18 protein-coding genes, 1 pseudogene and 1 riboswitch are annotated in these 23,405 nt (G+C 68.6%); of the genes and pseudogenes, 13 read left to right on the top strand and 6 right to left on the bottom strand.

All coding sequences use genetic code 11. The annotated features are described in order from the left end of the window. Positions 1–17 precede the first annotated feature (17 nt). The 10 genes and pseudogenes from ACLJPX_RS42250 to ACLJPX_RS42205 all read left to right on the top strand — a co-directional run bounded on the left by ACLJPX_RS42250 (position 18) and on the right by ACLJPX_RS42205 (position 13,573). On the top strand, positions 18–407 hold the full coding sequence (locus ACLJPX_RS42250; RefSeq protein WP_101606833.1) for a MerR family transcriptional regulator: 390 nt from the start codon (positions 18–20) through the stop codon (positions 405–407). Continuing rightward, positions 404–883, top strand: a complete 480-nt coding sequence (locus tag ACLJPX_RS42245; RefSeq protein WP_410605781.1) for a tetratricopeptide repeat protein — start codon at positions 404–406, stop codon at positions 881–883. The genes ACLJPX_RS42250 and ACLJPX_RS42245 overlap by 4 nt, the downstream gene beginning before the upstream one ends. A gap of 43 nt (positions 884–926) precedes the next feature. Next, entirely contained in the window at positions 927–1,766 is an 840-nt protein-coding gene (locus tag ACLJPX_RS42240) for an enoyl-CoA hydratase-related protein (protein WP_410605780.1), read from the top strand. Next, positions 1,763–2,371 carry an acetoacetate decarboxylase family protein gene (locus ACLJPX_RS42235; RefSeq protein ID WP_410605779.1) on the top strand — a complete coding sequence of 203 codons (609 nt, stop codon included), beginning with the start codon at positions 1,763–1,765 and terminating at the stop codon, positions 2,369–2,371. Before ACLJPX_RS42240 ends, ACLJPX_RS42235 begins: the two co-directional genes overlap by 4 nt. Positions 2,372–2,591: 220 nt before the next feature. After that, a complete protein-coding gene (locus tag ACLJPX_RS42230; RefSeq protein WP_410605778.1) occupies positions 2,592–5,570 on the top strand; it encodes a ribonucleoside-diphosphate reductase subunit alpha in 2,979 nt (992 codons plus the stop codon). 73 nt (positions 5,571–5,643) lie between these two features. Then, a complete protein-coding gene (locus ACLJPX_RS42225) occupies positions 5,644–6,720 on the top strand; it encodes a ribonucleotide-diphosphate reductase subunit beta (RefSeq protein ID WP_101606829.1) in 1,077 nt (358 codons plus the stop codon). Positions 6,721–6,853: 133 nt separating this feature from the next. Beyond that, positions 6,854–7,077: riboswitch (cobalamin riboswitch) on the top strand. 99 nt (positions 7,078–7,176) lie between these two features. Continuing rightward, a complete protein-coding gene (gene metE / locus ACLJPX_RS42220) occupies positions 7,177–9,450 on the top strand; it encodes a 5-methyltetrahydropteroyltriglutamate--homocysteine S-methyltransferase (RefSeq protein ID WP_410605777.1) in 2,274 nt (757 codons plus the stop codon). 136 nt (positions 9,451–9,586) lie between these two features. Then, positions 9,587–11,032, top strand: coding sequence for a cytochrome P450 (locus ACLJPX_RS42215; RefSeq protein ID WP_410605776.1), 1,446 nt, complete (start codon positions 9,587–9,589; stop codon positions 11,030–11,032). Positions 11,033–11,241: 209 nt separating this feature from the next. After that, positions 11,242–13,089: a putative bifunctional diguanylate cyclase/phosphodiesterase gene (locus tag ACLJPX_RS42210; protein ID WP_410605775.1), complete on the top strand. Its 1,848-nt coding sequence runs from the start codon at positions 11,242–11,244 to the stop codon at positions 13,087–13,089. Between the two features lie 17 nt (positions 13,090–13,106). Further along, positions 13,107–13,573: pseudogene (locus tag ACLJPX_RS42205) on the top strand (peroxiredoxin). On the opposite strand, the gene ACLJPX_RS42200 reads toward ACLJPX_RS42205, so the two are convergent. The 4 genes from ACLJPX_RS42200 to ACLJPX_RS42185 all read right to left on the bottom strand — a co-directional run bounded on the left by ACLJPX_RS42200 (position 13,560) and on the right by ACLJPX_RS42185 (position 17,494). Continuing rightward, positions 13,560–14,090 (bottom strand): GNAT family N-acetyltransferase, encoded by a 531-nt coding sequence (locus ACLJPX_RS42200; RefSeq protein WP_410605774.1) that lies wholly within the window; start codon positions 14,088–14,090, stop codon positions 13,560–13,562. The pseudogene ACLJPX_RS42205 and the gene ACLJPX_RS42200 sit on opposite strands and share 14 nt — an antisense overlap. Before the next feature lie 127 nt (positions 14,091–14,217). Then, on the bottom strand, positions 14,218–15,417 hold the full coding sequence (locus ACLJPX_RS42195) for an LCP family protein (RefSeq protein WP_410605773.1): 1,200 nt from the start codon (positions 15,415–15,417) through the stop codon (positions 14,218–14,220). 94 nt (positions 15,418–15,511) lie between these two features. Next, on the bottom strand, positions 15,512–16,774 hold the full coding sequence (locus ACLJPX_RS42190; RefSeq protein WP_410605772.1) for a class I SAM-dependent methyltransferase: 1,263 nt from the start codon (positions 16,772–16,774) through the stop codon (positions 15,512–15,514). Positions 16,775–16,798: 24 nt separating this feature from the next. Further along, positions 16,799–17,494: an alpha/beta hydrolase gene (locus ACLJPX_RS42185; RefSeq protein WP_410605771.1), complete on the bottom strand. Its 696-nt coding sequence runs from the start codon at positions 17,492–17,494 to the stop codon at positions 16,799–16,801. 130 nt (positions 17,495–17,624) lie between these two features. Here ACLJPX_RS42185 and ACLJPX_RS42180 point away from each other — a divergent pair, with 130 nt between their 5' ends. Together ACLJPX_RS42180 and ACLJPX_RS42175 are read left to right on the top strand one after the other, a co-directional pair. Continuing rightward, positions 17,625–18,353 carry a sugar isomerase domain-containing protein gene (locus ACLJPX_RS42180; RefSeq protein WP_410605770.1) on the top strand — a complete coding sequence of 243 codons (729 nt, stop codon included), beginning with the start codon at positions 17,625–17,627 and terminating at the stop codon, positions 18,351–18,353. Between the two features lie 93 nt (positions 18,354–18,446). Further along, positions 18,447–19,595, top strand: a complete 1,149-nt coding sequence (locus ACLJPX_RS42175) for a serine hydrolase domain-containing protein (RefSeq protein ID WP_410605769.1) — start codon at positions 18,447–18,449, stop codon at positions 19,593–19,595. Positions 19,596–19,710: 115 nt separating this feature from the next. Here the strand turns inward: ACLJPX_RS42175 and ACLJPX_RS42170 are convergent, their stop codons facing one another. Beyond that, on the bottom strand, positions 19,711–21,576 hold the full coding sequence (locus ACLJPX_RS42170) for an ABC transporter ATP-binding protein (RefSeq protein ID WP_410605768.1): 1,866 nt from the start codon (positions 21,574–21,576) through the stop codon (positions 19,711–19,713). A 147-nt stretch (positions 21,577–21,723) separates the two neighbouring features. Here ACLJPX_RS42170 and ACLJPX_RS42165 point away from each other — a divergent pair, with 147 nt between their 5' ends. Then, the gene (locus ACLJPX_RS42165) at positions 21,724–23,019 is read left to right on the top strand and encodes a glycosyltransferase 87 family protein (RefSeq protein ID WP_410605767.1); all 1,296 of its coding nucleotides are present in this window, start codon (positions 21,724–21,726) and stop codon (positions 23,017–23,019) included. On the opposite strand, the gene ACLJPX_RS42160 is transcribed toward ACLJPX_RS42165, so the two are convergent. Then, the gene (locus tag ACLJPX_RS42160; RefSeq protein ID WP_003071237.1) at positions 23,020–23,229 is read right to left on the bottom strand and encodes a helix-turn-helix domain-containing protein; all 210 of its coding nucleotides are present in this window, start codon (positions 23,227–23,229) and stop codon (positions 23,020–23,022) included. Between the last annotated feature and the right edge of the window lie 176 nt (positions 23,230–23,405).

Below are 23,405 nucleotides of genomic sequence, written 5' to 3'. Positions count from 1 at the left end.
GGTCAAGTGAGGATTCGATGCGGATCGGGGAACTGAGTCACCGGACGGGCGTCAACGCCCACCAACTGCGCTACTACGAGGCCCAAGGCCTGCTGGAAGCCGACCGCGGCACGAACGGCTATCGCGAGTTCGACGAGACGGCCGTCCTGCGCGTGAAGCAGATCCGCCACCTCCTCGGCGCGGGCCTGTCGTCCGAGGACATCGCGTACCTGCTGCCCTGCGCGATCGGCGAGGAGCCGGAACTGATCGGCTGCCCCGAACTGCTGGCCGCGATGCGCGAACGGCTCGGGCGGCTCGACGAGCAGCTGGCCAAGATCGCGCGGTCCCGCGACGCGCTGGCCGGGTACATCGACGCGGCGGAGCGGACAGGCGCGAAGACCTATCCCCCGTTCGAAGGTGCCGCGTGAGCGAGACACAGGAAGCCGTCCGGTTGCGCGAGCAGGGCACCGACGAGGCCCGCCTGCGGCTGATCGAGCTGGCCGAACGGCACCCGGGGAACGCCGTCATCGCCTACCAGACGGCGTGGGCCCACGATTCCCTCGGCTTCGAGGCCGAAGCCGCTCCCTACTACGAGCGGGCGCTCGCGACCGAAGGTCTGTCCACACAGGACAGACACGGTGTGTTCGTCGGCCTCGGCAGCACATATCGCGTCCTCGGCCGGTACGAAGAATCGCTCAAGACCTTGCGCCGCGGCCTCGACGAGTTCCCGGACGACGCGGCGCTCAGGACGTTCCTCGCGATGGCTCTCTACAACGTCGGCGAAGCACGCGAAGCGGCGGGAACGCTACTGAAAGTGCTCGCCGCGACCAGCACCGACACCGGAGTCCAGCGATACCGGCGGGCGGTCGAGTACTACGCGGATCACCTGGACGACGTCGAATGACCCGCTTATTGACACCTTGTCAACATAGCCCTACTTTCACGTCATGAGCGCGTACGCCGAAATCACCTACGAGGTCGCCGACCGCATCGCGACGGTCACGCTCAACCGGCCCGAGGCCCGCAACGGCTACACCATCCGCATGGCCGACGAACTCGGCGACGCGATGGACCGGGCCGACAGCGACGAAGACGTCCGCGTGGTGATCCTGACCGGCAACGGCAAGGACTTCTCGGTGGGCGCCGACCTCTCGCAGGGCGGATTCGAGTTCGATCCGGAGACCGGTCCGGACGCGGCCTGGCAGGAGCCGGCGGGACGCTGCTCGAAACGGATCTTCACGATGAACAAACCGGTGATCGCGGCCTTGCGGGGCGCGGCCGTCGGCGGCGGCGTCACGATCACGCTGTCGTGTGATTACCGGCTGGCGTCCACGGATTCGCGCTTCGGTTTCGTGTTCGTCCGCCGCGGGATCTACCCCGAAGGCGCGTCCGCGTGGTTCCTCCCCCGGCTGGTCGGCATGGGCACGGCACTCGACTGGATGATCAGCGGCCGCGTCTTCGGCGTCGAGGAGGCGAAGACCGCCGGGCTGGTCCACAGTGTTCACGAGCCCGAGGAAGTGCTCGGCAAGGCCCGCGAACTGGCACTCGAGATCGCCACGACCACGTCACCGGTCTCGGTCGCGGTCACCCGGCAGCTGCTGTACCGGATGGCGAGCGCCGCCTCGCCGTTCCCCGTGCACGAACTGGACTCCCGGCTGATCGGCGGCCTGGGCTCCAGTCCGGACGCGATCGAAGGGGTCATGTCCTTCCTGCAGAAACGACCACCGGAGTTCTCCATGCGCGTCGACACCGACCTGCCCGCCTACCTGCCCTGGCGGAACGCGTGACCGCCTATCCCCCGGAGCCGTGGAACCTGGCGGGCCAGGCGTACCTGTCGGTGTGGCGTGTCCCGGTGAGCGAACTGCCCGGACTCCCCGAAGGTGTCGAGCCGGTCGTGGCGGGCGGGCGCGCGCAGGTGTTCACCGCCTGGATCGACTACCAGGACCCCGGGCAGCTGCGGTACCACGAGTTGCTGGCGACGGTCGCCGTCCGCGGCAAGCGCCTCTCCAGCTCCATCACCGACATCTGGGTCGACAGCGAGGTCTCGCTGGCCGGAGGGCGGGCGCTGTGGGGCATCCCCAAGGACCTCGCCGCGCTCGACTTCACCCACGGCCGGACCTTCACCGCCTCGGCGGCCACCCAGGACGGCTGGATCGCGACGGCCGCTTTCACCCCCCGCCCGAGCCTCCCGGTGAAGCTGCCCGCCGCCTTCGACGTCGTCCAAATGTTGGACGACCGTCTCAAAAGGAGCCCCGTCCGGGCGAAGGCCCGCCCCCATCCGGCGGCGGCCGATTGGCGGATCAACGAGTCCGGGCCACTCGGCTTCCTGGCCGGTCAGCGGCCCGTTCTGAGCGCCCACCTGCGCGACTTCAAGATCGTTTTCGGCGGCTGACCAGCCGCTCAGCGTGATCGGCTAACCCGCCAGGGTGAGACCACGACACGCCACCCATTGGGGCACGTGCAGGCTCCGACCCCTACATGTAGTCTCTGGGAACCGACATCGCCCAGCGACGGGGAGACCGCTCGGGAGCGGTAGTCGGACAGCTTGTGAACCTGCAGCGCACGGCCTTGTGAGGCCTTGTGGTGCTTCAACGCGCCCATTGGAGACACGCATGTCAGTGGAAACCGGTCAGCGGCCACCTTCGTCTTCGGACACCACGCCCGCGACCGTGCGAGTCATCCGGCGGGACGGCAGCGTGTCCCCCTTCGACGCGAACAAGATCTCGGTCGCCGTGACCAAGGCCTTCCTCGCCGTCGAGGGCGGTGACGCGGCCGCCTCGTCGCGGATCCACCACCTGGTCAACGAATTGACCGAGCAGATCGAAGCCACCCTGCTCCGCCACGCCGGTCCCGAGACCGCGCTGCACATCGAGCAGATCCAGGACATCGTCGAGCTCGCGCTGATGCGCGGCGAGCACCACAAGGTCGCCCGCGCGTACGTCCTCTACCGCGACGAGCGCGCGAAGGCCCGCGAGTCCGAGAAGCCGGCGTCGTCCGACGTCGCCATCAGCGTCAAGGCCGCCGACGGCACGATCCGCCCGCTCGACTGGGCCCGTGTCTCGCACGTGGTCGGCGAGGCCGTCGCCGGGCTCGACGACGTCTCGGCCGAGCCGGTGCTGGCCGAGGCCAAGCGCAACCTCTACGACGGCATCAGCGCCGACGAACTCGCCCTCGCCCAGATCATGGCCGCGCGCGTGCTCGTCGAGCAGGAGCCGAACTACTCCTACGTCAGCGCCCGGCTGCTGGCGGACAAGCTCCGCGGCGAGGCGCTCAGCTACCTCGCGGGCTCGCCCCAGCTGGCCAGCCAGGACGAGATGACCGCCCGGTACCCGCAGTACTTCCGGGACTACCTCAAGCGCGCCATCGAGCTGGAGCTGGTCAACCCCGAGCTGCAGACGTTCGATCTGGACAAGATCACCGCGGCCATCCACGCCGAGCGTGACCTCGACTTCGGCTTCCTCGGCCTGCAGACCCTGTACGACCGGTACTTCCAGCACCACAACGGCGTCCGGTTCGAGCTGCCGCAGGCGTTCTTCATGCGCGTCGCCATGGGTCTCGCGATCCGCGAGGACAACCGCGAAGCCCGCGCTATCGAGTTCTACGAGTTGCTCTCGTCGTTCCACTTCATGGCGTCCACCCCGACGCTGTTCAACTCGGGCACCACGCGCCCGCAGCTGTCGTCCTGCTTCCTGACCACGGTGGACGACGACCTGGACTCGATCTTCCAGGCGTACAAGAACAACGCGCTGCTGGCGAAGTACTCGGGCGGTCTCGGCAACGACTGGACCCCGGTCCGCGGCCTCGGCGCGCACATCAAGGGCACCAACGGCCAGTCGCAGGGTGTCGTGCCGTTCCTCAAGATCGCCAACGACACCGCGGTCGCGGTGAACCAGGGCGGCAAGCGCAAGGGCGCGGCCTGCGCGTACCTCGAGACCTGGCACGTCGACATCGAGGAATTCCTCGACCTGCGCAAGAACACCGGTGACGACCGTCGTCGTACGCACGACATGAACACCGCGAACTGGGTGCCGGACGAGTTCCTCCGCCGGGTCGAGGCCGACGCGCAGTGGACGCTGTTCTCGCCGAACGAGACCCCGGACCTGCACGACCTCTACGGCACCGCGTTCGCCGAGCGCTACCGCGAGTACGAGGCCGCCGCCGAACGCGGTGAGCTGAAGGTGTTCCGCAAGATCCGCGCGGTCGACCTGTGGCGCCGCATGCTGACCATGCTGTTCGAGACCGGCCACCCGTGGATCACCTTCAAGGACCCGTGCAACCTGCGCTCGCCGCAGCAGCACGTGGGTGTCGTGCACTCGTCCAACCTGTGCACCGAGATCACCCTGAACACCACCACCGACGAGGTCGCGGTCTGCAACCTCGGCTCGGTGAACCTGCTCAAGCACGTCACCCCCGAGGGCATCGACGCGAAGCGTCTCGAGAAGACCGTGCGCACCGCGGTCCGCATGCTCGACAACGTGATCGACATCAACTTCTACACCATCCCGGAAGCACGCCGGTCCAACCTGCGGCACCGCCCGATCGGGCTGGGCCTGATGGGCTTCCAGGACGCGCTGTTCGAGATCGGTGTCCCGCTGTCCTCGGAAGAGGCTGTCCAGTTCGCGGACACCAGCATGGAGCACATCAGCTACTACGCGATCTCGGCGTCGACCGACCTCGCCGAGGAGCGCGGCCAGTACCAGACGTTCGAGGGTTCCTTGTGGAGCAAGGGAATCCTGCCGATCGACTCGCTGCAGCTGCTGATCGACGCCCGCCAGGGCGACGCGCTCGACGTCGACACCTCGTCCACTTTGGACTGGGCGCCGCTGCGCGAGCGGGTCAAGACCGTCGGTATGCGCAACTCCAACGTGATGGCGATCGCGCCGACCGCGACGATCTCCAACATCGTGGGCGTCGGGCAGTCGATCGAGCCGCTGTTCCAGAACCTGTTCGTCAAGTCGAACATGTCCGGCGACTTCACCGTGGTGAACCCGCACCTGGTCCGCTCGCTCAAGGAGCGCGGGCTGTGGGACGAGGTCATGGTGTCGGACCTGAAGTACTTCGACGGCAGCCTCGGCCAGATCGACCGCGTGCCGGACGACCTCAAGGCGCTGTACGCGACCGCGTTCGAGATCGAGTCGCGGTGGCTGGTGGACGCCGGTTCGCGTCGTCAGAAGTGGATCGACCAGGCGCAGTCGCTGAACCTGTACATCGCGGCGCCCAGCGGCCGCAAGCTCGACGAGCTGTACCGCTACGCCTGGCACAAGGGCCTCAAGACCACGTACTACCTGCGGGCGCGGTCCGCGACGCACGTGGAGAAGAGCACCCTGCGCGGCACCGACGGCAAGCTGAACGCGGTCTCGGCCACCCCGGCCCCGGCCACACCTTCGGCACCCAAGCCCGCCGCTCCCGCCGCTTCGCCCGCCCCGTCGGCTTCCGCCGCGGTTTCGCCGTCGCCCGCCGCCGCCGTGCCCGCGGTGCCGGTGACCGCCCCGGAGCCGAAGGAGATCCCGCAGGTCTCCGACGTCGACTTCGTCGCCACCGACGGCGCAGCCTGCCGTATCGACGACCCCGACTGCGAAGCCTGCCAGTAAACATCCTCGTGAGTGGTAAGGGCGGTTCTAACCGTCCTTACCACTCACGACGCCTCTTGGAGTGTGCCCCTCTATGACCACCTTTGACGCTTCCACCGACGCCACCGGCCTCGGTGAGATCGAAGTCGGCGCCGCCCGGATCAACGTCGACGACAAGCGGATGATCAACGCCCGCGCCGACGTCAACCAGCTGCTGCCGATGAAGTACACCTGGGCGTGGGAGAAGTACCTCGCCGGTTGCAACAACCACTGGATGCCGACCGAGGTCGCCATGCAGGCCGACATCGCGCTGTGGAAGTCGGCCGACGGCCTGACCGAGGACGAGCGCACCATGCTCAAGCGCAACCTCGGCTTCTTCGCCACCGCGGAATCGCTGGTGGCCAACAACATCGTGCTCGCGGTGTACCGCCAGATCACCAACCCCGAATGCCGCCAGTACCTGCTGCGCCAGGCGTTCGAGGAGGCCGTGCACACGCACACCTTCCAGTACATCTGCGAGAGCCTCGGCCTGGTCGAGGGCGAGCTGTTCAACATGTACCGCGAGGTCCCCTCCATCTCGGAGAAGGACGCGTGGGCGCTGAAGTACACGCAGAACCTGGAGAACCCGGACTTCGAGACCGGTACCCCCGAGGCCGACCAGAACTTCCTGCGTGACCTGGTCGCGTTCTACGTGATCTTCGAGGGCATGTGGTTCTACACCGGCTTCGCGCAGATCCTCTCGCTCGGCCGCCGGAACAAGATGATCGGCATTGCCGAGCAGTACCAGTACATCCTGCGCGACGAGTCGATCCACCTGAACTTCGGCATCGACTGCATCAACCAGATCAAGATCGAGAACCCGCACCTGTGGACCGAGGAGTTCCAGGCGGAGATCCGCGGCATGCTGACCGAGGCCTGCGAGCTCGAGGTCTCCTACGCCCGCGACACCATGCCGCGCGGCATGCTCGGGCTGTCGGCCGAGCTGATCGAGCAGTACATGCACTTCATCACCGACCGTCGTGCGCAGCAGATCGGCCTCCAGCCGATCTTCGGCGAGACGGAGAACCCGTTCCCGTGGATGTCGGAGGCGATGGACCTCAAGAAGGAGAAGAACTTCTTCGAGACCCGCGTCATCGAGTACCAGTCCGGTGGTGCCCTCGACTGGGACTGATCCCGCATCTCACGTGATCAGAGACGGAACACGCCGGGCGGACTTCCGCCCGGCGTGTTCCGTCTCCAGACACGCGAGTTCACCGTCTGATCACGTGAGTTACGCCTCCAGTCACACGAGACCCGAATTCGGTACGCTCCAGGGTGCTACTGGTTCGCCCGGCCTCCCAGGCCGGTCGAGGTAACAGGGAACCCGGTGTGAATCCGGGACTGCCCCGCAGCGGTATGTGGGAACGAAAGCCGTCACCGTGCGAGACACGGTAAAGCACTGGGGCATGGCGCCCCGGGAAGCGACGGCCGGTAGGAGCGAGCGAGTCGCCCACGAGTCCGAAGACCTGCCCGTGGTGCGCGCGCCGACGGCGTGCGTGAGTCCGGGCCTCGTGGGATGGGCGCGACCGAATCGCGGTCACTCCTGCGCGCGTCCGGGCTCTGACGACAAGCTCGCGAGGAGAGAGCTGTGACCGAAATCGGCACCACTGTGCTGGGCTACCCCCGGATCGGACCGGACCGGGAACTCAAGCGTTCACTCGAACGCTACTGGGCGGGCAAGATCGACGAGGCCGCGTTGCTGGAGACCGGCCGCGCGCTGCGCACGCAGACCTGGCGGGAACTCAAGGACGCCGGACTGGATTCCGTCCCCTCCAACACGTTCTCCCACTACGACCAGGTGCTCGACACCGCCGAGCTGTTCGGAGCGCTGCCGGAGCGCGTCACGAAGCTCGGTCTCTCGCCGCTCGACACCTACTTCGCCGCAGCTCGCGGGGTGCAGGACGCGCCCGCGATGGAGATGACGAAGTGGTTCGACACGAACTACCACTACATCGTCCCCGAACTCGGGCCGGACACCCGGTTCTCGGTCGCCGGCTCCAAGCCGCTCGACGAGTACCGCGAGGCCCGCGCGATCGGCGTCGAGACACGGCCGGTGCTGGTGGGCCCGGTGACGTTCTTGCTGCTCGCGAAGGCCGCCGAGGGTGCTCCGGAGGGCTTCCGCCCGCTGGACCTTCTCGACAACCTTCTCGACGGCTACGTCGAACTGCTGCGGCGCCTGCATGACGAAGGCGTCGAGTGGGTCCAGCTCGACGAGCCCGCCTTCGCAGGCGACCGCACCGAGCCGGAGCTCAACGCGCTCATCCGCGCCTACCACCGGCTCGCGAAGGAGACCGCGCGCCCGAAGATCCTGGTCGCCGGATACTTCGGCGGTCTCGGCCGGGGACTGGGTGTGCTCGCCCGTTCCCCGATCGACGCCCTCGCCGTCGACCTCGTCACTGATGAGTCCTTTGTGGACGCCGTCGCGGCCGAACCCGCCTTGCGCGACAAGGAGGTCCTGGCCGGTGTCGTGGACGGGCGCAATGTCTGGCGCACCGACCCGACCCGCGCGCTCAGCCGGGCGGCGACGCTGCTCGGCACCGCGAAGTCGGTCAGCGTCTCGACGTCGTGCTCGCTGCTGCACGTGCCTTACGACGTCGAGCGGGAGGCCGAGCTCCACCCGCGGCTCAAGGGCTGGCTCGCGTTCGCCAAGCAGAAGGTCGACGAGGTCGTCCTGCTCGGCCGCGCGCTGAAGGAGGAGGGCGTCGACCTCTCCGCCGCCCGTGCGGCGGCCACGGACCGCGCCACGGCGGCCGATCTGGCCGACGCCGGGGTCCGTGCCCGGCTGGAGGCGCTGCGGCCGGAGGACACCGTCCGTTCCCCCTACGCGCGGCGCGCGGCGGCCCAGCAGGCCGCGCTGGCCCTGCCGCCGTTGCCGAGCACGACGATCGGCTCGTTCCCCCAGACCACCGACGTCCGCAAGGCCCGTGCCGCGCACAAGGCGGGCTCGCTGGACGACGCCGGGTACGAGGCCGCGATGAAGGCGGAGATCGAGCGCGTCATCCGGCTGCAGGAGGATCTGGGCCTGGACGTGCTGGTGCACGGCGAGCCCGAGCGCAACGACATGGTGCAGTACTTCGCCGAGCGGCTGGCCGGGTTCGCGGCCACCGACTTCGGCTGGGTGCAGTCCTACGGCTCGCGGTGTGTCCGGCCGCCGATCCTGTACGGCGACGTCTCCCGTCCCGAGCCGATGACCGTCGAGTGGGCGCGCTACGCGCAAAGCCTGACCGGCAAGCCCGTCAAGGGCATGCTGACCGGGCCGGTGACGATTCTGGCGTGGTCGTTCGTCCGCGACGACCAGCCGCTGGGCGAGACCGCCCGCCAGGTCGCGCTGGCCATCCGCGACGAGGTGCACGACCTGCAGGCGGCCGGCATCCGCGTCATCCAGGTGGATGAGCCGGCGCTGCGGGAACTGCTCCCGCTGCGCGCTGCGGCGCACGAGGCGTACTTCTCTTGGGCGGTTTCGTCGTTCCGGCTGGCGACGTCCGGGATCGACGACGCGACACAGATCCACACGCACATGTGCTATTCGGAGTTCGGTGAGGTGGTGAAGGCGATCGACGCGCTCGACGCCGACGTCACCAGCATCGAGGCGGCGCGGTCGAAGATGGAGGTCGTCACCGACCTCGGCGCGGCGGGCTTCGGCCGCGGCGTCGGGCCGGGCGTGTACGACATCCACTCGCCGCGCGTCCCCGGCGTCGACGAGGTCAGCGGGCTGCTGCGGACCGCCGTCGGCGCCGTGCCCGCCGAGCGGATCTGGGTCAACCCGGACTGCGGGCTGAAGACCCGCGGTTACGCCGAGGTGGAGCCTGCCCTGCGGAACCTGGTCGCGGCCGCGAACGCGGTCCGGTCCGAGCTGGGCTGATCAGGACATGAAGGCCCCCTTCCTTGCTCCAGGCGCAAGGAAGGGGGCCTTATGTACATCCGCCGGGGTATTGTCAACCTGCCAACAAGAGTGCGATGGTGGGGCGGTAGCCGGTCTCAACGGGGAGATGGTCACCATGGCGAACGCCGTCGAAAAGGTCACCGGGGCACTGCGTGAGCGGGTCCCGCCGCTCACCTCGATCCCCCTGCCGCGTTCGGTCGACCAGCGCTGGCTCGGCGCGACCTGGCCGGTCCGCGAGCTCGCGCCCGCCCCGCCGGGTCTCAAACCCGTCCTCGGCGACGAAGGCCCGCCCGTCATCGGGCACGCGCTGGACTTCATGCGCTTCGGCATCGAGTTCGGCCTCAAGCGCTACGAGACCTACGGCCCGGTGTCGTGGATGGGCGCGTTCGGCCGCCGCATCGTCGCCCTCTCCGGCCCCGAGGCCACCCAGATCGCGCTGGTGAACAAGGACAAGGCCTTTTCCCAGGAGGGCTGGAAGTTCTTCATCGAGCAGTTCTTCGACCGCGGCCTGATGCTGCTCGATTTCGGCGAGCACCATCTGCACCGCCGGATCATGCAGGCGGCGTTCACGCGGCAGCGGCTCACCGGATACGTCGACCAGATGGGACCGGCGCTCCGTGAGGGCATCGCCGCCTGGGCGGACCGGCCGAACCCGCGGATCTACTGGTCCCTCAAGCAACTCACGCTCGACGTCGCGACACGCGTGTTCATGGGCATGCGGTCCGGCGAAGACGCGGCCGCGATCAACCGCGCGTTCGTGAATTCCGTGCGCGCGGGCACGGCCATCGTGCGCTTCCCCGTTCCCGGCGGCCGCTGGGCGGCGGGCTTGCACGGCCGCAAGGTCCTCGAACGCTACTTCGCGGCGAATCTGCCCGCGAAGAGGCGAAGCGACGGCGAAGACCTCTTCACCGCCTTGTGCCACGCCACCACCGAAGACGGTGACCGCTTCACCGACTCCGACGTCGTCAACCACATGATCTTCCTGATGATGGCCGCGCACGACACGTCGACCATCACCAGCGCCGCCGCCGTCTACCACCTCGCCAAGAACCCCGAGTGGCAGGAACGCGCGCGCCAGGAGTCCCTCGCGCTCGGTGACGACGTACCGGACATAGAGGCGCTGGAGACCCTGACCACGCTGGACCTGGTGATCAAGGAATCCCTGCGGCTGGTGGCCCCGGTTCCTTCGCTGGCAAGGAAGACCGTGAAGGACACCGAAGTTCTCGGGCACTTCATTCCCGAAGGGACACTGGTCGGGGTTTCCCCCACCGTCAACCATTTCGCGCCGGAGTACTGGACCGACCCGATGCGGTTCGACCCGGACCGCTTCGGCGAGGAACGCCGTGAGGACAAGGCACATCGCTACGCGTGGATGCCGTTCGGCGGCGGCGCGCACAAGTGCATCGGCCTGCATTTCGGGACGTTCGAAGTGAAGGCGCTGCTGCACGAGATGCTGCGGGCGTACCGGTGGTCGGTCCCGGAGGACTACACCGCACGCTGGGATTACGTCTCGCTGCCCGTTCCCGCGGACGGCTTGCCGATCCATTTGGAGACACGCTGAATCCCGACCAAAGGGACATCCACGATCGAGTACTCTTGGTAACCTCTGGTCACCACTCGTGTAGCAGTGATCACCCTTTCAGCCGGTAGACACCCCGTATCGAGCATGATGCCGTGGCACTACTCCCGGTCGGCTCATACCTAGTGTGGGTCCGTGGGCTCGGACACCCGGTCTGAGCTGGCCATAAACCGCGCATGAAGAGGTGAAGTGTGCCTGAGCCTGGTTCCGCGCCAGGGTTGGTGGACGTCGCTCGAAGATGGGCCGCGACGCTCGCTGACACTAAAGGAGTATCGCTTCCCCAGGAGCAACTCGAACGACTCTTGCTCGGCGTCGCCCAGGACGCCGTCCGGACCGAGCCCGACCACAAGCCCGCTCTGCTGCGGTTCTCCAAGCTCTATTCCGCCTCTCCCATCGGGATCGCGCTCGCCGACTCCGACGGCAGGATCGTCGAGGCGAACGTCGCACTCGGCAAACTCCTCGGCTGCCGTCCGTCGGCGCTGCGCGGGCGGAACATCGCCGACCTCGGCTCGGCCGACCACGACGTCTCCCGGCTGCGGAACGCGCTCTCCCAGCTCATGAAGCTCAGTCAGCCGACCCAGCAGGAACGTCTGCTGCTGGACCACACCGAGGAAGGAGCGCTCTGGGTCGACGTGACCCTGACCGACCTCCCCGGTGACCGGCCCGGCTCGGCGTACCCGGTGCTGATGGTCTCCGACGCCAACGAGATCCACCTGCTGCAGGAACGACTGCTGCACCAGAACGTGCACGACGCGCTGACCGGCCTGCCGAACGCCACCGCGTTCGGCAACGCCCTCGAAACCGCGCTGGCCGGATCCGGCGGCGAGCAGATCGCGCTCGTCTATCTCGACGTCGACGGCTTCAAGGTGATCAACGACGGTCTCGGCGCCGGAGTCGGCGACCAGGTGCTGCGCGGGGTCGCGACCAAACTCAAGGCCGTGTTCTCCGGCAGGCACAACGCTTCCGTCGCCCGGCTGTCCGGTGACGGGTTCGCCGTCCTGCTGCGCGGGGAGTTCACCTCGCCTCAGGTGATCGATCTGGTCGAGCAGGCCCTGGAGGAACTGGTCGAGCCGATCTACCTCGGCGGGCACGGCATCGGGGTCAGCGCGAGCGCCGGCATCGTCGTCCGCCCGGTCGCCGACGGCGGACCGGAGGACCTGCTCAGGGCCGCGGAGATCGCGCTGCACCGCGCCAAGGAAGCGGGCAAGGCGCAGTGGATGCTGTTCGACCCGGAGCTCGACGCGCGTGACCGCGGGCGCTACCAGCTCGGCGCGGTCATCGCGGGCGCGCTGGAGAACGGTGAGTTCTCACTGATCTACCAGCCGACGGTGAAGCTCGCGAACCCGGACCAGCTGGCCGCGGTGAACGCGGGGCTGCGCTGGACCCATCCGGAGAAGGGCGAACTGGACTCCGACGAGTTCTATCCGCTGGCCCAGATCACCGGGATGACCATCCCGCTCGGCCGGTGGCTGCTGGCGGAATCGCTCGCCGCCACCGCGCGCTGGCGGCAGCGGTTCGGCGACGCGGCACCGGACGTCTGCGTGCGGCTGCCGAACCGGCTGGCCATCGACCCCGATCTGGTGCTGCTGGTCAAGGAGCAGCTCGATCGGCACAGCCTGCCCGCGCAGGCGTTGCGGCTGTGCACCGACCGCGAGTCCGTGCTCGACCCGCGCGGCGAGGTGCTGGACTCCTTCGCCGTGCTGGCCGATCTGGGCGCCCAGCTGGTGCTGACCATCTCCGGTTCGGCCGATCTGGAACTGATCCCGCAGCATCGGCTGCCGGTCCGTCACGTGATCCTGTCCGGCGCGGTGGTCGACGCGCTGGCCGACGGCGAGGACGAGGCCGACGTCCGTCACCTGTGCCAGCTGGTCACCAGGGCCAAGGAACTGAAACTGCGGATCGGCGCGGAAGGCGTCCGCAGCCACGAACAGGCCGAGCGGCTGCGGCGGCACGGCGTCCTCGCGGCACGCGGCTCGTTCGTCGCCGATTCCGCGACCGGGGACGAGGTCGACGAGCTGATCGAACGGCACGCCCACTGACGTGACAGGATCCCGGCATGGACCAAGGTGACATCGCCCCGGACTTCACCCTGCCCGACGACAAGGGCGAGGAGCGCACGCTGTCGGACTTCCTCTCGTCCGGCCCGGTCGTGCTGTTCTTCTACCCCGCCGCGATGATGGCTTGTCACTGACCGCCGAGAGCTGCCACTTCCGCGACCTCGCCGCGGAGTTCGCCGAAGTGGGCGCGCACCGCGTCGGCATCAGCCCGGACGCCGTCGCCAAACAGCAGGAGTTCTCGGCCAAGCACGGCTTCGACTACCCCCTGCTGTCCGATGTGGACGGTGTGGTGGCGAAACAGTTCGGTGTGTGGCGCAAGTTCAGCCCGCTGCACGCCAAACGGCACACGTTCGTCATCGACACCGACCGCAAGGTGCTTGAAGTGATCAAGAGCGAACTGAAGTTCACCGTGCACGCCGACAAGGCGCTCGCGGCCCTGCGCGAACGCAAGTCTAAGGACGCTTGAGCCGCCAGATCCGGTTGACGCCCGCGCAGGCGGGGGCGAACGGCGGCTCGACGGTTTCCTCGCCGGTCATCGTGAACCCCAGCCTCGCGGGCACGGCGCCACTCGCGACGTTCTTCTCGTCGTGCCGGATCTCGACCTCCGGCGCGCCGAGCCGGAAGGCCTCGGCGGTCAGCAGCCGCGCGGCCCTCGTCACCAGACCGCGGCCGGTGTGGTGGCGGCTGAGCCAGTAGCCGATCTCGATCCAGCCCGGCCGCGTCATCATGCCCGCGCCGCCGACGACCGCACCGTCGGCGAAGATCGCGAAGTCGTAGGTCTTGCCTTCGGCCCAGTTGCGCGCCGCGTTCTCGAGGAACTCCTTGGCCTCGGACTCGCCGTAGCCGTCGGTGGCCCAGAGCATCCACGCACCGAGGTGCCCGGCGGAGTCCCCCGCGACGGCGGCCAGGGTGCCGAGTTGCCCGGGCTTCCAGCGGCGCAGGACGACGACGTCGTCGGTGAGGGTTTCGGCGGGCGCTTCCATCACCCCATGGTGCCTCGCCGTCGCTCCGGACGCCTCCGGTTTTCGGGCCGGTCCAATGCTATGAAAGGCCCGTTACTTGCAAAATTTGCAAGTAACGGGCCTTTCATAGCGTTCGGGACACCACGGATCAGGTGAGGATCGCGCTGTCCGGGATCTCCGTGTCGTTCTTCAAAGCGTCGAAAAGCAGCTTCGACTTGGTCTTGTCCCAGTTCTCCGCCGAGCCGTTGGTCACCGGGACCGTCGTGGTGACGACGCCGCCCGACGAGATCCCGCGCATCGCCAACGCCAGCCCGACCAGGTTGTGCACGTGGTCGCCCGAATCCATCGTCAGCGCGTCGGGCGCCGTCGACAGCAGCGGGAACAGCGAGAACGGGTTCAGCAGCGTGCCGGGGCTGCCGATCTCGCTGACCAGCGCGCCGATGAACTTCCGCTGGTTGGCGACGCGGTCGAGGTCCGACCGCGGGGTGGCCTCGCTGTGCCGCATGCGGACGAACCCGAGCGCCTGCGGGCCCTGGAGGTCCTGGCAGCCCGCCGGGATCTTGATTCCGGTGAGGGTGTCCTCCATCGGCTTCTCGACGCACATGTTGACCCCGCCGATCGCGTCGACGATCTTGGCGAATCCGCCGAACCCGATCTCGGCGTAGTGGTCGATCCGCAGGCCGGTGGCGCCTTCGACGGTCTGCGCGAGCAGCGCGGGACCGCCGATCGAGAACGCGGCGTTGATCTTGTTCTTGCCGTGCCCGGGGATGGCCACCTGCGAGTCGCGCGGGAGGCTCAGCAGCGTCGGCTTGGTGCTGTTGTCCGGGACGTGCGCGATCATGATGGTGTCGGTCCGCTTGCCGCCGCCGGCGGCCTTGGAGTCACCGGTGACGAGCTTCTCCTGCTCCTCCGGGGTCAGCCCGTCCCGGCTGTCGGAGCCCACGATCAGCCAGTTGGTGCCTTCGGCCGCGACGGGGCGGCCGGAGTAGTCGGCCAGCGCGTCGACGCGGTTGATGGAGAACTCCAGGTACACCCACACACCGGCGAGGAACACCACGAACACGGTCAGCAACGTGACCAGCACCTTGCCGAAGCCGAAGCGCTTGCGCCGCCGCGGCGGGCGCGCGCCGTCCATCGGGCGGCCCGGAGGGGGCCCCGGACGGCGCGGTGGCGGACCGGCGGGGCGCTCGGCGCCTCCGTGTCCCATGGGCGCCGTCCGCTCGTCGTACGGGCTGCTCCCCCGGCCCGGCAGGGGCATCATCTGCGCGGGCTGGTGCCGCCGGGGGCGGCCGGACGGCGGCCGCTGTGGCGGCATCCGTCGCCCTCGGTCGTCGCCTCCATACGTCATGCCGAATCACCCGTCCCGATTTCGCGTGTGGGGCCCAGTCAACCGCAGACCCTAGGTGAAGGACGTGCGGCACCCCGCATCGGTTGGGTGGCGTTCACCGCCCGTCGTCGGCGAAGCCGAACTGGTGGACCTTGAGATACCCCGAACGGAACCCCGCTTCGGAATACGCCAGGTAGAACTCCCACATCCGCTTGAAGACGTCGTCGAAGCCCAGTTCGGTGATTTCGTCCCACCGATGAGTGAACCTCTCCCGCCACAGCCGCAACGTGTGCGCGTAGTCCTGGCCGAACTCGCGCACTCCCTGCAGTTTCAGCCGGGTGTGGTCCAGCATGCCCTGTTCGACCGAGGTGGTCGACGGGATGAGCCCGCCGGGGAAGATGTACTTGTGCACCCACGTGTACGAACGGGCCGCGGCGAGCATGCGTTCGTGGTCCATGGTGATGGCCTGGAGCCCGAACCGGCCGCCCGGCTTGAGCCGCTTCCCGATGGTCTCGAAGAACGTCGGCCAGTACGACTCGCCGACGGCCTCGATCATCTCGACGCTCACCACCGCGTCGTATTCGCCGCTGGAGTCGCGGTAGTCGCACAGCCGGACGTCGACCCGGTCGGCGTAACCCGCCGCCGCGATGCGTTCGGTCGCCAGCGCCGCCTGTTCCTCGGAAATGGTCAGTGACGTCACCCTGGCCCCGCGCGCGGCCGCCCGGATCGAGAGTTCGCCCCAGCCGGTGCCGATCTCGAGCACCGTGCTGCCTTCGCGGACCCCGGCGTAGTCGAGGACGCTGTCGATCTTGCGGTGCTGGGCGGTGGTGAGATCGTCATCGGGGCCGAACAGCGCCGACGAATACATCATCGACGGGTCGAGGAACGCGCCGAAGAGGTCGTTGGAGAGGTCGTAGTGGCGATGGATGTTCGCCCGCGACCCCTCGATGGTGTTCTCCTCGTCCGCGGGGTGGCCGCGGTCGACGAACCGGCGGAACCGTTGCAGCAGCGGCGGGATGAGCGTCGCCATCCGCTCCGCGAACGGGGTCAGCACCTCGGCGAGCGCGTCGCTCGTCCAGTCGCCGACCATGTAGGCCTCGCCGAAGCCGATCTTCGCGTCGACACCGAGGCGATGGAAAAGGGCGGCAGGACGGTTGATGCGCATCTCGGGCGCGTCCGGACCGCCGGAGCCCAGCTGGGAGCCGTCGGGCATCCGCACCCGGACGTTCAGCGGATGCACCGCGCGGCGGAACAGTTGTTCGGCGATCCGCGCGCGGAACGGCGAATGCGGCGGGGTGGCCAATCCCGGCCACCGTGACTCGTCGGGGGTGGGCAGACCGGACGGGCCTGCGGTCCGATCGATGCTTGACGTGGACATAAAAGGTGCTCCCTCCCGCCCGGTCTAGACCGGGATCCGCAGCCGCTCGGAGCTCGGCCGGTCCCAGGCCGCGCTCAGCGTTTCGTCATTTCCCCCGGCTTCGATGAGCTCGAGGGTGAAAGCCCGTACGAGACGGTTCCAGACGCGAAACCTTCGTAGCATCGCGTGCCCTTCCCCGCCGATCTCGAATCGCGCGGACCGCGATGTCACCTTTTCGGCGCGTTCCGCGAAAGCGTGTGAGGCCACCGGATCGGTCATCCGGTCCTTGGTCCCGTGCGCGATGAGCACGGCACGACCGCGGACGGCGCCGATGGATTCACCCGGTGGTGTCCACGGTGCCAGCGCGCAGACCCCGGCGACGGCCGGATCGTCGGCGACGCGCAAGGCGACCCGCCCGCCCATCGAATGGCCGACGAGGACCACGGGCGCGCCCGGATGGTCTTCGCGGATCCGCTCCAAGGCCCAGCGCGCGTCGGCGAGCGCGTCGGTACCGTGGTCGTTCCACCCGTAGACGCGGTTGCGCAGGAGCCGGACCTCGACCCCGTGCTCCTTGCCCGCCCGGTGGACGTCTTTCGCCAGCGGAACCATCCGCTGGTACGCCAGCCGCCACGGCGCCACGCGGGCATGACTGTGCTCCGCGCCGCCGTGCAGGACCAGCACCACGGCTTTCGCCTGGCCGCGTGCTCGCCAAGTCCGCACCGCGGGATCAGCCTCGCTCACCCTGGACCCTCCAGTCTCCGAAACCCGGCCGCAGCGATCGGGTCAACCTCGATCATGACCCGATGTATTCCACTTCGGCCATTGGTCCACGCGATACATTCGTCGCTGATCTCCAGACGGAAGGGCGGATGTGGTGAGCACCACCGAACGTTATGCAGACGTCGCCGAACGGCTCGCGGAGGCCGAACGGGGTAACGCGGAGCAGATCCGGAAGTCGGCCGAACTGATCCTGGGGGTCATCCGGGCCGACGCCCTGGTGTTCACCGCCGGAGCGGGTCATTCGCTGGCCGCGGTCGCCGAGACCTTCTACCGCGCGGGCGGCCTCGCCTGCGTGTACCCGGTCTACCACCCCGAGCTGCTGCCGCTGCACGGCGCGCAGCACAGCACCAAGACCGAACGCCGCTCCGGGCTCGCCGAGGAGGTGCTGGCCGAACGTGCGCCGGGGCCGGACGACCTGCTGGTGGTGTTCTCGACCTCGGGCGTGAACCCGTACCCGGTCGAACTGGCCGCCGGTGCCCGCGCCCGCGGCGCCTCGGTCATCGCGGTGAGCTCGGCCGCGTCCGTGGCCGCGGCGCCGAAGCGCGCGGCGACGACGCTGATCGAAGAAGCCAGCATCGTGCTCGACTCCCACGTGCGTCCCGGCGACTCGAGCTACCCGCCGGAGGCACCCCGGACCGCGCCACTGTCCACGGTGATCAACGCCTTCCTGTGGAACCTGGTGCTCGCCGAGGTCGTGGACCTCGGCGCGGCGCAGGGTGTCGACGTCCCGCTGTGGCGCAGTTCCAACGTGGACGGTGGCGACGAGGCCAACGCCGCGCTGCTCGCCAAGTACGGCGCGCGGGTTCCCGCCCTCCGGTAGCCGAGGCCCGCGCGGACGAGCCCCTTGACTCGTCCGCGCGGCCCTTCTACGGTCACATACCGACCGGTCGGTGTCCGCAGGAGGTCCGTGCCCATGACCGAGATCCACGGTGAATGCGCGGCGGGCTTCGAACCCGTCCGAGCCGCCTTCGAAGAGAACTTCGCCCTGCGCGACGAGCTCGGTGCGGCGTTCTCGGTGACCCGTCACGGCGAGACCGTCGTCGATCTCTGGGCGGGCTGGGCGGATCCGGACCGGACGACCCCGTGGCGGGCGGACACGCTCACCAACGTCTGGTCCACCACCAAGGGCATGACCGCGCTCTGCGCGCATCACCTCGCCGACGCAGGCCTTCTCGACCTCGACGCGCCAGTGGCCGGGTACTGGCCGGAGTTCGCGGCGGCGGGAAAGCGGGACATCCCGGTGCGCTGGCTGCTCTCGCACCGCTCCGGCGTGACCGGGGTCGGCCTCGAGCGGCAGGTGACTGTCAAGGAACTGTACGACTGGGACCACATCACCGGCCTGCTCGCCGCGCAGGCGCCGCTCTTCGAACCCGGCACGGCCAGCGGCTACCACGCGCTTTCGTTCGGCTTCCTCGTCGGCGAGGTGATCCGCCGGGTCAGCGGGCACGACGTCCGCGCGTACTTCGCCGAGCACGTCGCCGGTCCGCTGGACGCGGACTTCCAGATCGGCCTGGCCTCCGACGACGACCTCGCCCGCTGCTCCACCCTCGTCGAACCCGTGCTCAGCGCCGAGATGAAGACGGCGCTGACGCAGGCGTTCACCAACGCCGGCCCGGCCGCCCTCGCCGCGCTGGCGAACCCGCGCGTCCAGGGCCGCGACGCCAACGACCCCGAGTGGCGGCGCGCGATCATGCCCGCGCTGAACGGGCACGGCACCGCCCGGGCCATCGCGACGATCTACGGCGCTCTCGCCTCGGGACGGCTGCTCTCGGGCCAGGCCCTCGCGACGGCCCGCGAGGGGCAGGGCCGCGAGGCCGACCTCGTCGGCGGGCTCGGCGCCGAATGGGCGCTGGGGTTCTATCTCGGCAGCGAGGAACGCGGCTTCGGACCGAACCCGAAGGCGTTCGGGCACGACGGGCTCGGCGGCTCGTCCGGTGGCGCGGATCCCGAGAGCGGGATCGCGTTCGGCTACACGATGAACCGGATGGGCCCGCTCCTGCGCGACGATCCGCGCAAGATGGCGCTGGTGAACGCGACCTTCGCTTCACCCGCACTCGCCTGACCTTCCCCAAGTGTCCTGAAAGCCCCTTTCCTGACACGCCAGAGCGGCCGAGCCGTGCTAGGAAAGGCCCGTTCCTTGCAAAATTTGCAAGGAACGGGCCTTTCCTAGCACCCGGTCACGCCGCCGCAGGCTCCTCCGAGAACTGCGTCAGGTACAGCGCCGCGTAGCGCCCTTCACGCGCGAGAAGCTCCTCGTGCGTCCCCCGCTCGACGATCTCCCCGTGCTCGATCACCAGGATCTGGTCCGCCGCCCGCACCGTCGACAGCCGGTGCGCGATGACCAGCGCGGTCCGCCCGTCCAGCGCGTCGGTCAGCGCCTCGCCGACGGCCGCCTCGGACTGCGAGTCCAGATGCGCCGTCGCCTCGTCGAGGACCACGACCCTCGGCTGCGCCAGCAGGAGCCGCGCGATGGTCAGCCGTTGCCGTTCCCCGCCGGAGAGGCGGTAGCCCCGCTCCCCCACGACGGTCTCCAGCCCGTCCGGCAGCTCCCGGATCAGCTCGGCCAGCCGGGCACGGTCCAGCGCCGACCAGATCTCCTCGTCGGTGACACCGGGCCGCGCGTACTCGAGGTTCGCCCGGATCGTCTCGTGGAAGAGGTGCCCGTCCTGGGTCACCACACCGACGGTTTCCCGCAGCGAGGCGAAACTCAGCTCTCGGACATCCACATCGGACAGCCGGACCGACCCGGCGTCGACGTCGTAGAGCCGCGGCAGCAACGAGGCGATCGTCGACTTGCCCGCGCCGGAAGAACCGACCAGCGCCACCATCTGCCCGGGTTCGGCGCGGAAGGTGATGCCGTGCAGCACCTCGTCACCGCCCCGGTGATCCAAAGTGGACACGTCCTCCAGCGACGCCAGCGAGTACCGGTCCGCCGCGGGGTAGCCGAACCGGACGTCGGAGAACTCCACCGACACCGGGCCGTCGGGCACGCGACGCGGCTCGGGCTTCTCTTCGATCATCGGCTTGAGGTCGAGCACCTCGAAGACCCGCTCGAACGACACCAGCGCGGTCATCACGTCCACCCGGACGTTCGCCAGTGCGGTCAGTGGCGAGTACAGCCTGGTCAGCAGCAACGCCAGCGCCACGACGGTGCCGGGCGCGAGCGCCCCGGTCAGCGCGAGGTAGCCGCCCAGCCCGTAGACCAGGGCCTGCGCCAGCGCGGAGACCGTGGTCAGGCTGGTCAGGAACCAGCGCGTCAGCATCGCAGTCCGCACTCCGATATCGCGCACCCGCCCGGCCCGCGCGCCGAAGTCGCCGACTTCCCGTCCCGGGTCGCCGAAGAGCTTCACCAGTGTGGCGCCCGGCGCGGAGAACCGTTCGGTCATCTGCGTGGTCATCGACGCGTTGAGCTGCCCGGCCTCCCGCTGCAGTCCGGCCATCTTCCGGCCGAGCCGCCGCGTGGGCAGGATGAACACCGGCAGCAGCACCAGCGCCAGCAGGGTGACCTGCCAGGACAGCGTCATCATGACCACCAGCGACAGCACCAGCTGGATCACGTTGGTGACCAAACCGGACAGTGTCGCGGTGAACGTGCGCTGCGCGCCGATGACGTCGTTGTTGAGCCTGCTCACCAGCGCTCCGGTGCGAGTGCGCGTGAAGAACGCGACAGGCATCCGCTGCACGTGCCGGTACACCGCGACCCGCAGGTCGAGGATGATCCCTTCGCCGATCCTCGACGACTGCGCCCGTTCCACCAGCCCGAGCCCTGCGTCGATCAACGCCAGCGCGGCGATCACCACGGCCAGCCACACCACCAGCGAGACGTCGTGGCCGCCGACGATCGCGTCGACCACCTTCCCGGCCAGCACCGGCGTGCTCACCGCCAGCACCGCCGAGACGATGGTGAGTGCCAGGAATATCAGCAACCTCCGCCAGTGCGGCCTGGCGAACCTCGCGACGCGGCGGAGCGTCCCCTTGTGCAGCCCCTTCGGAACGTCGGCCGACTTCATCGCCGAGTTCATCAGCGTCCAGGTGTTGTCCATGATTCTCTCTCCTCGCCCCCACCAAACCTCGACATTGGTCGAGATTTTTCCCGGATATAACCAGCACCAACACCGAAGAACACCGGATGCTTCCCGGTTTCCGCGTCCTCTTTTCGGCGGGCATGGCCTCGTCGGTAGCCTGAGCCGGTGACCAAGGACTCGCGACAGCTGACCATCGACTTGGTCTTCTACGCCGGCTGCCTGATCTTCGCCGGGCTGAACACGGCCCTCGCGGAGTTCTACGGGTACCGCGTGTGGGCCAATTTCGCTGTCGCAGGTTACGGCCTCGCGGTGGTCCACACCAGCTGGCTGATGATCGCCGCCCGCCGCGGCAAGCGGCCGCCCGGCGCACTCGGCTCTCGGTGGGTAGGTATCGGGGCCATCGGGCTGTTCGCGATGATCCTTCCCTTGGGAATGCTCGTCATTCGCCGTCTGACCGGAGTGGACTGGCTCATCACGCCGGTCTCGTGGGCCGCCCAGCCCGAGGTCTGGGTGATCGAGCGGTCGGCGAAACTCCTTCTGGAGAACGGAACCCCGTACGTCGACGTGACCGCTCTCGGTCGCGCGGCGGAAGTAAACGATTACACACCATACGGTCCGGTGATGACCGTCTTCGGCCTGCCACGCGCGTTGTTCGGTGGAGGGCCGGTGGCCGACGCCCTGACCGACGCACGCTGGATGTTCGCGCTGGTGGCCGTCGCATGTGTACTGCTGACGCTGCGACTGCTGAAGTGGCCGGCAATCCCGGTGAGCGCCGCACAACTCGCCCTGGCCTGCCCGCTGACCGCGCTGACCTGGGCCGTGGCGGGCCCGGACCTGGCCATCGTAGGCCTGCTGGTGCTGTCCTTCGCGCTGGCCACGAGCGGACGCGCGGTCCTGTCGGGTCTCGTGCTGGCGCTGGTGATCAGCGCGAAACTCATCGTCGCGCCCGCGGTGGTCGTGCTGGGTGTCCTGCTGCTCACGCGGCGTGGTCCTCGCGCACTGGGCGGATTCGCCGCGGCACTCGTGGTGACGACCCTGGTCCTGCACTTGCCGGTCTACCTCGTGGACCCGAAGGCGTTCGTCGAGCACGTCTTCCGGTTCCCACTGGGAATGGGCGTGGTCGAGTCACCCGCGGCGAGCCCGTTGCCCGGGCGCCTCATCGCCTCACTCGGCCTTGTCGGCACGGCGATTTCCTTCGCCCTGCTCGGGATCGCGGCCGTCGCGATCCTGATCTGGCTGATCCGCCGACCTCCCACGACCGGCTCGGACGCGCTGTTGCGCATGGCCGTCGGACTCGGCGCGCTGATCCTGCTCACCCCGGCGACGAGGTACGGCTACCTGGTGTATCCGCTGGTCCTGCTCGGTGCCAGGCTGGCCTTCGCCGCCAGTGAATCCTCCGAAACAGCGGTCCCGGGTAAGGGAACTGCGCCCCCCGCGCAGCAGTCCGCTACTTCTTCGTGACTACTTCTTCTTGACCCTGGTGGCACCACCACGACCACGCAGCTGGACGCCGGATTCCGAGAGAACCCGGTGCACGAACCCGTACGAGCGACCCGTGGACTCCGCGAGGGCGCGGATGCTCGAGCCCTTCTCGTATTTCTTCTTCAGGTCAGCGGCCAGCTTGTCACGCGTGTTGCCGGTGATCCGCGCGCCTTTCTTGAGATCAGCCACGTCGATCGCCTTCCCGCCGAGAGTGTTCTGGGCCACATAGCGGCCCCTGTCGCCGCAATGATCGAACACTGAGCGCCGGAATGCCAGACGACGAGCGCAAAACTGCTGAAACCGCGATCACATTGGGCCATTTCAGTGGCCGGATGGCATCGATCAAGCACCCGAACGGACGCAGA

The organism is Amycolatopsis sp. lyj-90 (assembly GCF_046549035.1).
Taxonomy (GTDB): Bacteria; Actinomycetota; Actinomycetes; order Mycobacteriales; family Pseudonocardiaceae; genus Amycolatopsis.
Note: the sequence above shows the minus strand (reverse complement) of the source record. Positions and strands in the feature narration are given on the sequence as shown.

Coding starts and splice junctions, on each gene's coding strand:
- ACLJPX_RS42240 (WP_410605780.1), top strand. CDS start 927: ATGAGCGCGTACGCCGAAATCACCTACGAGGTCGCCGACCGCATCGCG.
- ACLJPX_RS42230 (WP_410605778.1), top strand. CDS start 2,592: ATGTCAGTGGAAACCGGTCAGCGGCCACCTTCGTCTTCGGACACCACG.
- ACLJPX_RS42175 (WP_410605769.1), top strand. CDS start 18,447: ATGACCGAGATCCACGGTGAATGCGCGGCGGGCTTCGAACCCGTCCGA.
- ACLJPX_RS42215 (WP_410605776.1), top strand. CDS start 9,587: ATGGCGAACGCCGTCGAAAAGGTCACCGGGGCACTGCGTGAGCGGGTC.
- ACLJPX_RS42225 (WP_101606829.1), top strand. CDS start 5,644: ATGACCACCTTTGACGCTTCCACCGACGCCACCGGCCTCGGTGAGATC.
- ACLJPX_RS42190 (WP_410605772.1), bottom strand. CDS start 16,774: ATGTCCACGTCAAGCATCGATCGGACCGCAGGCCCGTCCGGTCTGCCC.
- ACLJPX_RS42170 (WP_410605768.1), bottom strand. CDS start 21,576: ATGGACAACACCTGGACGCTGATGAACTCGGCGATGAAGTCGGCCGAC.
- ACLJPX_RS42200 (WP_410605774.1), bottom strand. CDS start 14,090: ATGGAAGCGCCCGCCGAAACCCTCACCGACGACGTCGTCGTCCTGCGC.
- ACLJPX_RS42250 (WP_101606833.1), top strand. CDS start 18: ATGCGGATCGGGGAACTGAGTCACCGGACGGGCGTCAACGCCCACCAA.
- ACLJPX_RS42195 (WP_410605773.1), bottom strand. CDS start 15,417: ATGACGTATGGAGGCGACGACCGAGGGCGACGGATGCCGCCACAGCGG.